Origin of the sequence: Croceibacterium ferulae (assembly GCF_003660445.1) — a bacterium.
GTDB lineage: Bacteria > Pseudomonadota > Alphaproteobacteria > Sphingomonadales > Sphingomonadaceae > Croceibacterium > Croceibacterium ferulae.
Genome location: NZ_QZVQ01000009.1, coordinates 254,161 through 268,209, shown reverse-complemented (window position 1 = coordinate 268,209; position 14,049 = coordinate 254,161). Strand labels below are relative to the sequence as shown.

Sequence of the window (14,049 nt, the reverse complement as noted above, 5' to 3'; positions counted from 1 at the left end):
AACGGCATATATGGGGGACTTCCCTACCCGTCAACACACTATGGCAATTTTGTTGCGGCGAGCATTTAAACCACTGAAATGGCACGGGTATTTGTAGACCCGCCGGCCCTACAATCACACCTACACGCCAGAATCATCCGGGAATCACCCGGAATCAGACGATTCTTCAGGCCGCCGCACCGCTTTCCCCCCGCCTCCGCACTCCCCACATGGCAAGGCAATGAGCCAGCCCACAGCAGAACCGCCTCGCGCCGATCCGGCCAACTGGCGTACCGTCCGCCGCTTTCTCCCCTATCTCTGGCCGGCCGGTCGTCCTGATCTGCGCTGGCGCATTGCCGGCGCTGGCATGTTTGTAATCTTGGCAAAGGCCATCGTCCTAGCACTGCCCTTTGCCTATGCCGGGGCTGTCGACGCGATGTCGGCCGAGAGCGCCGAGCCTGTCCTGTGGGTCGCCCTCGGCCTGGTCGTTGCCTATGCCGCCGGACGTTTGGCTTCCGTCACGTTCGACAATATCCGCAACGTGATCTTCGAACGGGTGGGTCAGGATGCCGTTCGGGATCTCACACAGGATGTGTTCGGCCGGCTGCACGCCCTGTCGCTGCGCTTTCACCTGTCGCGCCGCACCGGCGAGGTCACCAAGGTGGTCGAGCGCGGGACCAAATCCATCAACGAGATGATCTACTTCCTGCTGTTCAACATCGCGCCTACCATTGTGGAACTGCTGGTGGTCAGCGTGATCTTCTATACGAAGTTTGGCATCGGGATGGTGGTCGCCACCGCCGTGACCGTCGTCTCCTACATCTGGCTGACCCGGATCATCACCGAATGGCGCACGGCCTTGCGCGCTCGCATGAACGAGCTGGACGGGCTTGCCCTGTCACGCGCCGTCGATTCGCTGCTGAACTACGAGACCGTGAAGTATTTCGGCGCCGAGGAGCGGGAACGCGAGCGGTATGGTTCGGCCACGCAGCAATATGCCGAGGCCGCGATCCGCAGCGAGAACTCGCTGGCGCTGCTCAACATCCTGCAGGCCGGCATCACCAACCTGATGATGGCGGGCGCAATGGCCTGGACCGTCTATGGGTGGAGCCGCGGCGCGCTTTCGGTCGGCGACCTTGTGCTGGTGAACACCTATCTGATCCAGCTCTTCCGGCCGCTGGATGTGCTGGGCTGGGTCTATCGCACGATCCGGCAGGGACTGATCGACATGGCGCAGATGTTCCGCCTGATCGACACGCCGGTCGAGGTCGCCGATGCGCCGGGTGCCCCGGCCTTGCTGGTGCGCCGCCCGACCGTGGTGTTCGACAATGTCCGCTTCGGCTACGATCCGGAGCGCGAGATCCTGCACGGCCTCAGCTTCGAGGTTCCGGCCGGTGCCCAGGTGGCGATCGTCGGTCCCTCAGGAGCGGGCAAGTCGACCATCGGCCGGCTGCTGTTTCGGTTCTACGATCCCTGGTCCGGCCGCATCCTGATCGACGGGCAGGATATCCGGCACGTAACTCAGGCATCGTTGCGCCGCCAGATCGGCATCGTCCCGCAGGACAGCGTCCTGTTCAACGATACGATCGGCTACAACATCGCCTATGGTCGCGCAGGCGCTTCGGACGAGGACGTCATGGCAGCGGCGCGCGGTGCGGCGATCGACCGGTTCATCGCCGGCCTGCCGCACGGGCTCGCCACGAAGGTGGGTGAACGCGGACTGAAGCTGTCGGGCGGGGAGAAGCAGCGGGTGGCGATTGCCCGCACCCTGCTGAAGGATCCGCCTATCCTGCTGCTGGACGAGGCGACCAGCGCGCTCGACACCCGTACCGAGCAGGCGATCCTGACCACCTTGCGCGACGTGTCGGCTGACCGGACCAGCATCGCCATCGCCCACCGGCTGTCGACCATCGCCGATGCCGACATCATCAATGTGCTGCATGAAGGGCGCCTCGAGGAACAGGGCACGCACGCCCAGCTGCTGCGCCATGACGGCCTGTATGCCGACATGTGGCGCCGTCAGCTGGCGGAGGCGATCGAGCCGGTGCTCGCGGCGGAGTAGCGGGCAGGCGCCCACGCCTGTCCCAAGGGTCAGCTGATGAACAGCCCCGCCAGCGCCGCACTCATCAGATTGGCCAGCGACCCTGCAGCCAGCGCGCGCAGGCCCAGCCGGGCGATCAGGGGCCGCTGGTTGGGTGCCAGCCCGCCTGTCACCGCCATCTGGATGGCGATCGAACTGAAATTGGCAAAGCCGCACAGGCTGAAGATGGCGATGGCCCGGCTGCGGTCGCTGAGTGCCCCCGGCGCCATGTCCTGCAGCGTGCTGAAGGCGATGAATTCGTTCAGCACGATCTTGGTGCCGAACAATCCGCCGGCGATCTGCGCCTCCTGCCAGGGGATACCGAGCAGGAACATGACTGGCGCGAACAATGTGCCTAGCAAACTCTGGAACGTGACATCCGCATAGCCGAACAGCCCTGCGGTCCAGCCGACCAGGCCGTTCAGCAGCGCAGTCAGGGCGACGAAGGCCAGCACCATGGCGCCCACGGCCACCGCCAGCTTCACCCCGGTCTGCGCGCCCTGCGCCGCCGCCTCGATGATGTTGGCTGCCTTGTGATCCTCCACCCGCGCGGCCTTCACCTCGTGCGGGGTGTCGCCTTCGGTGATCGCCGCCGGACCTTCGGCGCTGACGCGGCCGCGCGGCAGGACGACATCCTGCACCAGATGCGCCGGCGTGCCTTCGTCCGGCATCATGATCTTGGCCATCAGGATGCCGCCGGGCGCAGCCATCACCGCGCCTGCCAGCAGGAAAGGCAGATAGGCATCGCCCAGCAGACCGGCATAAGCGGCCAGGATCGTGCCGGCCACGCCCGCCATGCCCACGCTCATCAAGGTGAACAGGCCTGACGGGGCAAGGCCCGCCAGATAGGGACGCACCACCAGCGGGCTTTCCGACTGGCCGACGAAGATGTTGGCCGCCGCGGCCAGCGCCTCGACCTGGCTGATGCCGGTGACCCAGCCGATCGCTCCGCCGACCCAGCGCACCACCAATTGCATGATGCCGATGTGGTACAGGATGGAGACCAGCGCTGCGAAGAACACGATCACCGGCAGCGCGCCCAGCGCAAAGGTGTTGGCCAGCGGGTTGTCCCGGCCGAACAGGAATGCCGTGCCCTCCCCGGCATAGGCCAGCAGGCTCGACACAGCGCCCGCCGCGCCGGCGATGGCTGCCCGGCCCCATGGGGTGTAGAGGACCAGGAAGGCGATGATCGCCTGCAGGGCAAAGGCAGGGCCGACAACCCGCAGCCGGATGGCACGCCGGTTGCTGGACAGCGCCAGCGCGATCGCCAGGATCACGGCGATCCCGACAAGGTTGATCAGGATGGAAGGCATCGACCCCGTTTCTGCTGCCCTGGAAAGTGCCCTCTTCCCCGATCAGGCGGCGCGGGTCCACACTTTCCTTTTCGCCGCGCGTGACGGATAGGGCGGAAGATGAAGCCGATCGACACCATGCCGCCCGCCTCGATTCCCGTGCCGCTGTTCGCCATGTCGCTGCTGTATGGCGGAATGACCTGCATCGCCGGCGTGCTGGGATCAAAGCAGATCGCGCTCGGCCCCCTGGCAGTAGAGGCCGGCATCCTGCCCTTCCTGCTGCTGGTGGCGATCTCCAGCGCGGTGACCCGGTTGTACGGAAAGGAGGCGGGCAGCCGGCTCGTCCGCTTCGGCTTCATCCCGCTTGCCACTGCGATCGGCCTGACATGGCTGGTCATCCAGCTGCCCACCGATGCCGGGATGTACGAGCCTGCGAAAGAGGCCTTCCCCATCGTGCTGGGGCAGAGCGCGCGGCTGATGGTCGCGGGCATTATCGCTTATGGCGTGTCCATGACGCTGAATGTGGTGCTGTTCGCGCGTCTGGCGGGACATACCGGGCGCTTCGGCCTGATGGCGGGCGCCATTGCGGCGATGATCAGCCAGGTGGTCGACACGCTGATCTTCATCACGGTGGCATTCTACGGCGTGCGCCCGATCGGCGCGCTGATCGCGGGCCAGGCGCTGGCCAAGGTGGTACTATCGGTGGCACTGGTGCCGCTGCTGATCGGCCTGTTCGTGTCCTTCGCCCGCCGCTACCACCCGACACTGCGGGTCGGCGCGGCGGACTAAGCACCGCTTACTGCGGCAGGGCGTAGGCGATCACCTCGTCACCCACGGGCGTTTCCATGAAATGGTGCCCGCCGGCATAGATCACCACATATTGCCGGCCGTTCTGCTCGTAAATCATCGGCGTCGCCTGCCCACCTGCGGGCAGCACGTCCTTCCACACCACCTTGCCGGTATCCAGATCGATCGCCCGGATCAAATTGTCGGTCGCCGCGGCGATGAACACCAGCCCGCTGGCCGTCACCACCGCACCGCCATTGTTTGGCGTGCCGATCCGGACCGGCAGCATCGACGGGATGCCGAATGGCCCGTTGGTGCGCGCTTCACCCAGGGCGCGATCCCACAGCGTCTCGCCGGTGCGCATGTCGATCGCGCGGATCCCGCCATAGGGCGGCTGCTTGCACAGCATTCCGGTGAAGGGCAGCCGCCAACCGGCATTGACGTTCACGGCGAACGGCGTGTTGGCCTGCGGATCGCCCGCGCCCTCCGCCCCGCCAATGTCGCCTCGCGCCTGATCGCGCGGAGCCCAGCCGCGCTTGTCGGCCTCCTCACGCGGGACGAGCGTCGTGTAATTGGGCATGTCGTTGTAATTGGCGACGATGATCCCGCGCGCCGGGTCCACCGCCACGCCGCCCCAGTCGGTCCCGCCATTATAGCCGGGATAGGTGATGGAGTGCTGCCCGGACTCGGGCGGCGTGAAGAAGCCCTGATATGATGCGCGGCGATATTGGATGCGGCACACCATCTGGTCGATCGGGCTCATGCCCCACATGTCCCGCTCCGTCAGCGGTGCCTTGCGCAGCGTATGCCACAGCGACACGATCTGCGTGGGGCTGCGTTCCTCCGGCTCCACCCCGCCGCCCGGCACGCGGATCTGGCCGATCGGCGTCAGCGCGCGGCCGGTGCGGCGGTCCAGCACATAGATGTCACCCTGCTTGCTGGGCACCAGCAGCGCCGGCACCGCCGCGCCGCCATTCGCAGCCGGCCAGTCGATCAGGGTCGCCTGGCCGCCAAAGTCGTAATCCCAAACGTCCTTCTTCACCGCCTGGAAGCTCCAGCGTGGCTTGCCGGTGGTGACGTCCATCGCAACGATGGAGGTGGCGAAGGCGTTCTCCGCCGGACGGCGACTCTTGCTATAATAGTCGCCGGCGGAGTTGCCCATCGGCAGGTAGACCAGCCCCAGCTGCTCGTCGCCGCTGGCGGTAGTCCACATGTTCGGCGTGCCGCGGGCGAAGGTCTGCCCGGCGGGCGGCAGGCCGTCCCATTGCGGGTTCACCATGTCCCACGCCCAACGCAGTTCACCCGTGACCGCATCGAAGCCCTGGATCACGCCCGACGGCGCCCAGCGATCCTGCCCATCCAGCACCTGATGGCCGACCACCAGCACGCCACGCACCAATGTCGGCGGGGAGGTGATGGAGACATAGCCCGGAGGCACATCGCCCATGCCGGTGGTGATGCTGGTCTGGCCGTTCTGGCCAAAGCCGGGGCATGGGCGGCCATTGCGCGCATCCACCGCGATCAGCCGTGCATCCAGCGTGCCCTCGATGATCCGGGTGGCGCAGGGCGCGTCGGCGGCAAGGCCGGGCACCTGATAATAGACCACTCCCCGGCAGGCGGCGGTGTAGGGGATGTTCTCGTCCGGCACGTTCGGGTCATGCCGCCACCGCTCCGCGCCGGTGGCCGCATCCAGCGCCAGCATGATGTTCTTGGGCGTGCAGATATACAGCGTGTCGCCGATCTTCAGCGGCGTGTTCTCCGCGCCATAGGTGCCCTCCGCCACGCTGGAGGGCAGATCGCGGGTGTGGATCAGCCAGGCACGCTCCAGCTTGCCGACATTCTCCGGCGTGATCTGCGTCAGGGGGCTGTAGCGGCGGGCGGCGTTGGTGCCACCATAGGCGGGCCAGTCACCACCGGTTGCCACCAGCGAGGGGTCGCCCATCCCCGGTGCCCGCGACGCCGGCAGCGGCCCGGTCGGCGGCGTGTCGTACCCGTGGGTAAAGGCGAACCCGCCCGCCACGCAGACCAGCAGCAGCACGCCGGCGGTGACGCCTGCCATGCGCCAGCGGTTCGGCCGCGCCGTCAGCATCGCCATGACCGGGATCAGCAGGAACAGCAGCACCAGCGGCGCGATTACGCGCGGCACCAGCGCCCAGGCGAGCCCGCCCGTTTCCCAGAATGCCCACAGGATGGTCAGGACAACGATGCCGACATACAGCCAGCCGCCGCGCCGCTGACCCTTCAGCAGCCACCAGCCGGACGCGATCATCGCCGCGCCGGTGATGAGGTAATAGAGGGAGCCACCCAGAACCGCGAGCCAGGCGCCGCCAATGGCAAGCACCACGCCGATAATCCCGATCACCACACCCAGCGCGATCGCGGACCATGGGGCTCTTGTCATATCGGCACTCCTGCAGGTTGCTGGGGATGAAAACTGCCACCTGCAGCCGGCATCCGCCCGTCTCCGTAACAGTTTGCAACAAAACCCGTTCCAGCACAGGCTCTAGCGGGTGCGTGCCAGCGTCACCGCCAGATCGGTCCGCACCACGCGCAGTGCCGGGATCAGCGCCGCGGACAGCGCAATCCCCAGCACCGCCGCCACGATGGCAAGCTCGCCCGGATGCAGCAGCCAGGCGCTGATGCCCACCTCGCGCAGAGTGTCGGACGCACCCATGGCCAGCGCCAGTGCGCCATGCCCCAGCAGCAGGCCCAGCGCGCATCCGACGACGGCGATCAGCAACGCCTCCATCACGATCGTGCCGAACAGCTGCGCCCGCGTGGCGCCCATCACGCGCAGCAGGGCCAGCTCTCCTTCGCGTGCATTGGCCGCTTGCAGCAGCGCAACGAAAATGGACAGGCCGCCGGTCGCCGCCAGCAGCCAGGCAAAGATCCGCGCCCCCTCCACGCCCGCGCCCAGCAGACCCAGCAGCCGTGCGGTCTCCACCGCCGGCACCGCTGCCTGCATGTCGGTCTGGCGATTGATCATGCCCGGCACGCTCACGGCGCCAAACGCGCTGCGATACTTCACCAGAACCGCGGTGATCTCCGGCGTCATGCCCGCTTCGCCGGCATGCTCCTGATGACTCTCATGCTCGTCGTGCCGGGCATGTTCTTCACCGGCCGCCTCTTCCCCGTAATGAATGCCATGCGCGTCCCAGATGGACGGAACGTCCACCAGCACCAGCCGGTCGATCACCGTGCCGGTCGGCTGCAGGATGCCCACCGCCATGAAGGGTGCATGGTCATGCTCCGTTTCGCCGGCCGAGAGCCCGTGACTGCCCACGAAGCGCTGGCCCAGCCCCATGCCTGTCGCCCGCGCGACCTCTGCGCCGATCACCGCCTCCTGGGCATCGGCGAACATCCGCCCTTCGGCGAATTCGGCACCGTACAGATCGGCATAGGCCGGCTCAGTCCCGACGATCCGAAATCCCTGGAACTGGTCGCCCAGTGCCAACGGGATCGCCTGCGCCACCGCCCGGTTGCTGCGCAGGAAGGCCAGACTCGCCAGCGGGATGTTCCCGGTCGGCGCGTCGATCTGGTACAGGCTGGACAGGATCAGCTGCAGCGGGGAGCCCTTGGCCCCGACCACCAGCTCCACCCCGGCGGCATCGCGTTCGAACCGGGTGCCAATCTGGCTGGAGAACAGCAGCAGGATCGCCAGCGTGGCCACGGCCAGCGCCAGCAGCAGCACGTTGAGGAACGTCGTCAGCGCCCGGTCGCGCAGATAGGCAATGGCGAGGCCCAACATCACGCCGCCTCCGCCGCAATCGGCGTCAGCACCAACGCATGGGGAATATGCGCCTTCAGCCGCGCATCATGGGTCGCGATCAGCAGGGTGGAGCCATGCGCATCGGCCGTGCCGACCAGCAGCCGGGCGATCCGTTCCGCATTGGCATCGTCCAGCGCCGATGTCGGCTCGTCCGCGATCAGCAGGTCGGGCCGGCCGACCAGCGCCCGCGCCACGGCGGCGCGCTGCGCCTCCCCCTGGCTCAGCGCGCGGGGGCGGGCACCGGCGCGATGGGCCAGACCGACCTCGTCCAGCAGCCGGGCGATCTCCGCTTCGTCCGGCGCCCGGCCGGCCAGCTTCTGCGCCAGCCGCAGGTTCGCCGTCACCGACAGCGCCTCCACCAGGCGCAGCGTCTGGAAAATGATGCCGATCCGCCGCCGGCGCAGATCGTCACGGGCGGCAGGTGTGCCCGCCATCAGCTCGCCGGCAATGCGGATGGAGCCGTGCCGCACCGCCAGCAGGCCGGCGATCAGGTTGATCAGCGTCGTCTTGCCGCTGCCGGACGGGCCGAGCAGCAGGCTGTGCTGCCCGCAGGCGGCGCTGAAGGAGAAATCGCGCAGCACCGCGGCGCTGCCGTAATCGTGGCGCAGGCCGGCAATCACCAGCACCGGCGCCGCCGCCTCGGGGGTACCAGCAGCATCAGCCATGCGCGTCGCCGTCCCAGATCCATGTGTCAGCGTGCACCATCATCACCTCGTTCAGCGACCCGACATGGTGATGTGACATTATAACCACCATTGCAACGGTCGACCGGTCTGTCATGGCTGGCCAGATTGACTCCCCGGCGGTCCGGCAGCAGCTATGTGATCGAAGCACGCTGCCAGACGGCGCAGATCAGCAGAGTTTTCCATCATGAAACTGCCCCTCACCATCGGTTTCGCAGCTCTGGCGCTCGGCACCGCCATCGTGCCGGCCCAGGCACAGCGCAGCCCGGCACTGCGCCCGTCCGAATCCGTGTGGCAGCCCGCGCGCACCCCGCCGGGCGGAACATCCTGGGCGCTGCTGGAATCCACGGAGGAGGAGCAGCGGACCTCCGGCGGCATCATCTACAGCAAGCCGAAGTTCCCGCAGTCGGTGCGCGCGCTGGGCGGTCGGCGGATCAAGGTCGCCGGCTACATGATGCCGCTGCAGAACAGCGCGCGGCAGACGCATTTCGTGCTGCTGGCCTACCCGCCCGATTGCCCGTTCCACCTGAACCCCGCGCCCGACCAGTTCATCGAAGTGCGTACCACCGGCCCGGTCGCGGTCAGGAACGGTGTCGCCACGTTCGAAGGAACGCTGGTGCTGACCGGACAGGATGAAAGCGGAGTGTTCTACCAGATGACCAACGCGCAGGCGGCCTGATACAGGGCATTGCGCGGGTCGCCGGCGCACTGTGTGCCCTGGTGGCGATCCCTGTCACCCTTGCCCCTACCCCATCCATTCGCTAGCCTCTGCTTCAGGTGCCGATTGCGGTCGGCAAGAACGATAAGGCGAATGACATAATGGCGGATGTTCCTCCGCCGGCAGTGCAACGTAGGGAGCCGGCGCGGGCGGAGGCCGGACCCCGAGTGGGAGACAGGGGCAGCGGCCGATACCGGCCTGCCGCTCATCTGCGCACCGCCGGATCTGACAGCGAGACCGGACCAGGCGGCGCCATGCCCGCCGAAACGCTGCCGCCGCGGCATGATGGTCCCGGCGCGCGGCAGGCCTATGCCGCGATCGATCTTGGCACCAACAATTGCCGGCTGCTGATCGCCCGGCCGCAGGGCGAGAACTTCACCGTCATCGACGCCTTCAGCCGCGTGGTGCGCTTGGGCGAAGGCCTGGCGCAGAGCGGCCAGTTGAGCGAGGCCGCCATGGACCGGGCGGTCTCCGCGCTGCGGATCTGTGCGGAGAAGCTCCGCCGCCGCAACGTCCACCTTGCCCGCTCGGTCGCTACGGAAGCCTGCCGACGCGCCACCAACGGTCCGGCCTTCATCGAGCGGGTGCGGCAGGAAACCGGCATCCTGCTCGACATCATCTCCGCCCAGGAAGAAGCGCGTCTCGCGGTGCTGGGGTGCCACATCCTGCTGGAAAGCGGGATCGGCCCGGCGGTGATCTTCGACATCGGCGGCGGTTCGACCGAACTGGTGCTGATCGAGCCCGGTGCGCCCGTGCCGCGCATCCTCGACTGGCAGAGCGTGCCGTGGGGTGTCGTTTCGCTCACGGAAACCATGGTGCCCGAACCCGAAGGCACGTCGGCGCTGCTGGAACGCTATGCCGCGATGCGCGGCATGGTGGCGGACAGCTTCGCCGACTTCGCCAAGCGGATCGGCCCCCATCGCACGCCCGATCTGCGCCTGCTGGGGACCAGCGGCACCGTCACCACGCTGGCCAGCCTGCATCTGGCGCTGCCGCAGTATGATCGGCGCGCGGTGGACGGGCTGGTCGTGCCCAGCGCCGCGATGCGCCAGATCACCACGCGCCTGTCCGGGATGAGCCCGGCCGAACGGCGCACCCTGCCGTGCATCGGCAACGAACGCGCCGATCTGGTCGTGGCAGGCTGCGCCATACTGGACGCGATCCTGGATATCTGGCCCGCGCCGCGCCTGGGCGTGGCTGATCGCGGCATTCGCGAAGGCATTCTGCGCTCCCTGATGTCGGCCGACGTCGAGGGGCAGATGGCTCAGGCGGCATTGCGCCGCATCGGCCAGAGGTGAAAAGCATATGAGCAGATCCGGACAGGACGCGGACCGCCGCGTGAAGACCGCGCGCGGGCGCACCGCATCGTCGGTCCGCTGGCTGGAGCGCCAGTTGAACGACCCCTATGTCAAGCAGGCCAGGGCGGAAGGCTATCGCAGCCGTGCCGCCTACAAGCTGATCGAGCTGGACGAGAAGTTCCCGCTGCTGAAAGGTGCCCGGCGCGTGGTCGATTTGGGCATCGCGCCGGGCGGGTGGAGCCAGGTGGTGCGCAAGGTGTCGCCCCGCGCCGCGATCGTGGGCATCGATCTGCTGGAGGTGGAGCCGATCGAGGGCGTCACCATCCTGCAGATGGACTTCATGGCGGATGCCGCGCCCGGTGCCCTGATGGCAGCGCTGGACGGCCCGCCCGATCTGGTCCTGTCGGACATGGCGGCGAACACGGTCGGCCACCGCCAGACCGATCACCTGCGCACGATGGGCCTGGTCGAGACCGCGGCCGACTTCGCGATCAGCGTGCTGGCGCCCGACGGAGCCTTCGTGGCCAAGGTGCTGGCCGGCGGCACCGACGCGGATCTGCTGACGCTGCTGAAGCGCCACTTCCGCACCGTGAAACACGCCAAGCCGCCGGCCAGCCGCAAGGGCAGTTCCGAATGGTACGTGATCGCGCAGGGCTTCAAAGGGCGGGAGTGATCCCGCCGCCCTGATAAAGCTCAGTTACCCTTGCCGTTGACGGAGGTGGTATCGTCCGATGGTTCCTCGGACGCCACCGCACCGGCAGCCGCGGCGCTGTCCGCCGGTGGGGCACCGGCATCGGCATCATCGGGCTGCGCGTCTTCGGCAGGCGCTTCCTCGACAGCGGCCTCAGGCGTCGGCAGCGGCGGACCGCCACCATTGTCATACAGGTAGCGGATAACGGCGGCGCGATCCTCCGGCTTGGACAGGCCGGCGAAGCTCATCTTGGTGCCGCTGGCAAAGGCGCGCGGGGATGCCAGCCAGTCGTTCATCGCTTCATACGTCCATTCCCCACCCTTGCCGGACAGGTCGCTGGAATAGGCGAACCCCGCCGCGTGCTTGCCGATCGGCTTGCCCAGGACCGCCCACAGATTGGGGCCGATCTGGTTCGGCCCGCCCTGCGCTATGGTGTGGCAGGCGGTGCACTTGGCGAACACGGCCTCTCCGGCCTCGGGCGTGGCGGCAGCCAGCAGGGTGGCGAGGTCCGGCCCTTCGCCGGCGCCTTCCTCCTCCACGCCTTCGATCACATAGCCCAGCTGTTCAGGCCGTTCCGGATGGTCCGCCCGGAAATACAATCCGCTGACGACAGACAGGCCCAGCGCCACGATCCCGGCAAACAAGACCCATCCGAAAATGGTATTCAGTCGATCAGTCATCCGGTCCTGGCCCAAACAGTTTCATCCCGGTCTAATTACCCGGCGCCTCCCACGCAAGGCCGGGAGCGGCACTTGCTTCCCTTTTGCCGGCGCGCCTTTGCACTTGTCCGGCGCAGCCCCTGCCATTAGCGCCCCGACCCATGGAAAGTTTCGCCGCTCCGGCGCTCGCCCTTGTCGACCAGATGACCCGCGCCGCCGCGGCGGAGCCCGGCCGCGCCATCGCCTTCCAGGGCGCCCCGGGCGCCAATTCGCACAAGGCCGCGCTGGAGTGGGAGCCGGACTGCCTGCCGCTGCCCTGCTTCTCCTTCGAGGACGCGCTGGAAGCCGTCACCAGCGGGCGCGCGGGCAGCGCGATCATCCCGATCGAGAACAGCCAGCACGGGCGCGTGGCCGACATCCACTTCCTGCTGCCGGGCAGCGGCCTGGCCATCGTGGCCGAACATTTCATGATCGTGCATCACGCGCTGCTGGCGACCGGCCCCGGCCCGTTCACCGCCGCCTACAGCCACCCGCAGGCGCTGGGCCAGACGCGCCAGTATCTGCGCAGTCGCGGCATCGTGCCGCTGAGTCATGCGGACACAGCCGGCGCCGCGGCTTTCGTGGCCGAGCAGGGTGATTCGGCCATCGCGGCGATCGCCCCGGCTCTTGCCGCCGATCTGTACGGCCTGCAGGTCATCGCCGACCGGATCGAGGATGCGCCGGACAACATGACCCGCTTCGTGGTGCTGGCGGCCGAACAGCTCGACCCCGCGACGCTGACGCCCGATGCGCTGGCGGGCGCCGTCGCCATGACGACCTTCGTGTTCCAGGTCCGCAACGTGCCCGCCGCCTTGTACAAGGTGCTCGGCGCCTTCGCGACCAACGGCGTCAACATCACCAAGCTGGAAAGCTACCAGGAAGGTGCCAGCTTCGCCGCGACCATGTTCTTTGCCGACATCATCGGCGCGCCCGGCGATCCGGCGGTGGACCGCGCACTGGAGGAGCTGGCCTTCCATGCCCGCGAGCTGCGCATCCTCGGCAGCTACCGTCAGGCGCGTCCGCGGGGCTGAGCGATGCAGGCGGCCTACCGCATCGTGCCGGATGACCTGACGGGTAGTGCGGTGGTCGCCTTGCTGCGCTTCCATCTGGACGAGATGCACCGCTGGTCTCCGCCCGGGTCGGTCCACGCCATGCCGGTCGAACGCCTGCGCCAGCCCGACGTCAGCTTCTACAGCGCATGGGATGGCGACACGCTCGCCGCAGTGGGCGCGCTGCGGCAGCTGGATGAACGGCGCGGGGAGTTGAAGTCGATGCGCGCCGACCCGGCATGGCGCGGGCGCGGCGCCGGTCAGGCGATCCTGCTGCACCTGCTGGCGGAGGCCCGCGGCCGCGGCCTCACCTGGCTCGGGCTGGAAACCGGACGCACCGAACCGTTCCATCCGGCGGTCGCGCTTTACCGCAAGCATGGTTTCACCTCGTGCGAGCCCTTCGGCGACTATGTCGCGGACGACTTCTCCCAATGCCTGGAACTGGTGCTGCCCGCATGACGATCCTTCGCCGCGCCACCCCGGCCGATGCCGCTCCGCTGGCCGCCTTCGCCGGCGCAGCCTTCGACGCGGCCTTCGCGCATCTCTACCCGCCGGCCGATCTCGCCAAGTTCCATGCCGAGAACCGCTCCGCCGCCAAGTATGAAGCTGCGCTTGCCGATCCCGCCACCCGCGTCGCGCTGATGGAGGAGGATGGCGCGATCCTCGCCTATGCGCTGATCGTCATGGGGGGCAGTTTCCCCGACCGACCCGCGCCGCAGCCGCAGCGCCCGGTGCTGCTGAGCCAGCTCTACTGTGCCGGACACGCGACCGGACAAGGGCTGGGAGCCCGCCTGCTGAAATGGACCGTGGCCGAGGCTGAAGGCTGGAGCGCCGATGCCATCCAGCTGTCGGTGTACAGCGGCAACCATGGCGCGCAGGCCTTCTACCAGCGGCATGGTTTCAGGCACGTCGCCGACACCCACTTCTGGGTCGGCCAGACCTGCGACGACGAATTCCTGTATGAGCGGGCGCTGAGCTAAGCGGCTTTATGGCTGCTTGTGAGCGG

General features: G+C 67.8%; 13 protein-coding genes. 8 read left to right on the top strand and 5 right to left on the bottom strand.

Features of this window, described 5'->3' with window-relative positions:
• Positions 1–220: 220 nt before the first annotated feature.
• Positions 221–2,041, top strand: a complete 1,821-nt coding sequence (locus D5S08_RS12520; RefSeq protein ID WP_121119000.1) for an ABCB family ABC transporter ATP-binding protein/permease — start codon at positions 221–223, stop codon at positions 2,039–2,041.
• Between the two features lie 29 nt (positions 2,042–2,070).
• Here the strand turns inward: D5S08_RS12520 and D5S08_RS12515 are convergent, their stop codons facing one another.
• Entirely contained in the window at positions 2,071–3,372 is a 1,302-nt protein-coding gene (locus D5S08_RS12515; protein ID WP_121118998.1) for a NupC/NupG family nucleoside CNT transporter, read from the bottom strand.
• 99 nt (positions 3,373–3,471) lie between these two features.
• Between D5S08_RS12515 and D5S08_RS12510 the strand changes: the two genes are divergently transcribed.
• The gene (locus D5S08_RS12510) at positions 3,472–4,140 is read left to right on the top strand and encodes a queuosine precursor transporter (protein WP_175578934.1); all 669 of its coding nucleotides are present in this window, start codon (positions 3,472–3,474) and stop codon (positions 4,138–4,140) included.
• Between the two features lie 7 nt (positions 4,141–4,147).
• Here the strand turns inward: D5S08_RS12510 and D5S08_RS12505 are convergent, their stop codons facing one another.
• The 3 genes from D5S08_RS12505 to D5S08_RS12495 all read right to left on the bottom strand — a co-directional run bounded on the left by D5S08_RS12505 (position 4,148) and on the right by D5S08_RS12495 (position 8,571).
• Positions 4,148–6,538: a membrane-bound PQQ-dependent dehydrogenase, glucose/quinate/shikimate family gene (locus tag D5S08_RS12505; protein WP_121118996.1), complete on the bottom strand. Its 2,391-nt coding sequence runs from the start codon at positions 6,536–6,538 to the stop codon at positions 4,148–4,150.
• A 102-nt stretch (positions 6,539–6,640) separates the two neighbouring features.
• A complete protein-coding gene (locus D5S08_RS12500) occupies positions 6,641–7,885 on the bottom strand; it encodes an FtsX-like permease family protein (RefSeq protein WP_121118994.1) in 1,245 nt (414 codons plus the stop codon).
• Entirely contained in the window at positions 7,885–8,571 is a 687-nt protein-coding gene (locus D5S08_RS12495; RefSeq protein ID WP_121118992.1) for an ABC transporter ATP-binding protein, read from the bottom strand. The genes D5S08_RS12500 and D5S08_RS12495 overlap by 1 nt, the downstream gene beginning before the upstream one ends.
• 205 nt (positions 8,572–8,776) lie before the next feature.
• On the opposite strand from D5S08_RS12495, the gene D5S08_RS12490 reads away from it, so the two are divergent.
• From D5S08_RS12490 to D5S08_RS12480, 3 genes are all read left to right on the top strand, one after another.
• On the top strand, positions 8,777–9,268 hold the full coding sequence (locus tag D5S08_RS12490; protein ID WP_121118990.1) for a DUF3299 domain-containing protein: 492 nt from the start codon (positions 8,777–8,779) through the stop codon (positions 9,266–9,268).
• Between the two features lie 140 nt (positions 9,269–9,408).
• A complete protein-coding gene (locus D5S08_RS12485; RefSeq protein ID WP_121118988.1) occupies positions 9,409–10,605 on the top strand; it encodes a Ppx/GppA phosphatase family protein in 1,197 nt (398 codons plus the stop codon).
• A 7-nt stretch (positions 10,606–10,612) separates the two neighbouring features.
• Entirely contained in the window at positions 10,613–11,278 is a 666-nt protein-coding gene (locus tag D5S08_RS12480) for an RlmE family RNA methyltransferase (protein ID WP_121118986.1), read from the top strand.
• 20 nt (positions 11,279–11,298) lie between these two features.
• On the opposite strand, the gene D5S08_RS12475 is transcribed toward D5S08_RS12480, so the two are convergent.
• Positions 11,299–11,976 (bottom strand): c-type cytochrome, encoded by a 678-nt coding sequence (locus D5S08_RS12475; RefSeq protein WP_121118984.1) that lies wholly within the window; start codon positions 11,974–11,976, stop codon positions 11,299–11,301.
• A gap of 140 nt (positions 11,977–12,116) precedes the next feature.
• Here D5S08_RS12475 and D5S08_RS12470 point away from each other — a divergent pair, with 140 nt between their 5' ends.
• From D5S08_RS12470 to D5S08_RS12460, 3 genes are read left to right on the top strand one after another with little or no spacing between them, the layout of a single operon-like run.
• Positions 12,117–13,025 (top strand): prephenate dehydratase, encoded by a 909-nt coding sequence (locus D5S08_RS12470; RefSeq protein WP_121118982.1) that lies wholly within the window; start codon positions 12,117–12,119, stop codon positions 13,023–13,025.
• A 3-nt stretch (positions 13,026–13,028) separates the two neighbouring features.
• On the top strand, positions 13,029–13,502 hold the full coding sequence (locus tag D5S08_RS12465) for a GNAT family N-acetyltransferase (protein WP_121118980.1): 474 nt from the start codon (positions 13,029–13,031) through the stop codon (positions 13,500–13,502).
• Complete coding sequence (locus tag D5S08_RS12460; RefSeq protein WP_121118978.1) at positions 13,499–14,023, top strand: GNAT family N-acetyltransferase; 525 nt, start codon at positions 13,499–13,501, stop codon at positions 14,021–14,023. The genes D5S08_RS12465 and D5S08_RS12460 overlap by 4 nt, the downstream gene beginning before the upstream one ends.
• Positions 14,024–14,049: the final 26 nt, after the last annotated feature.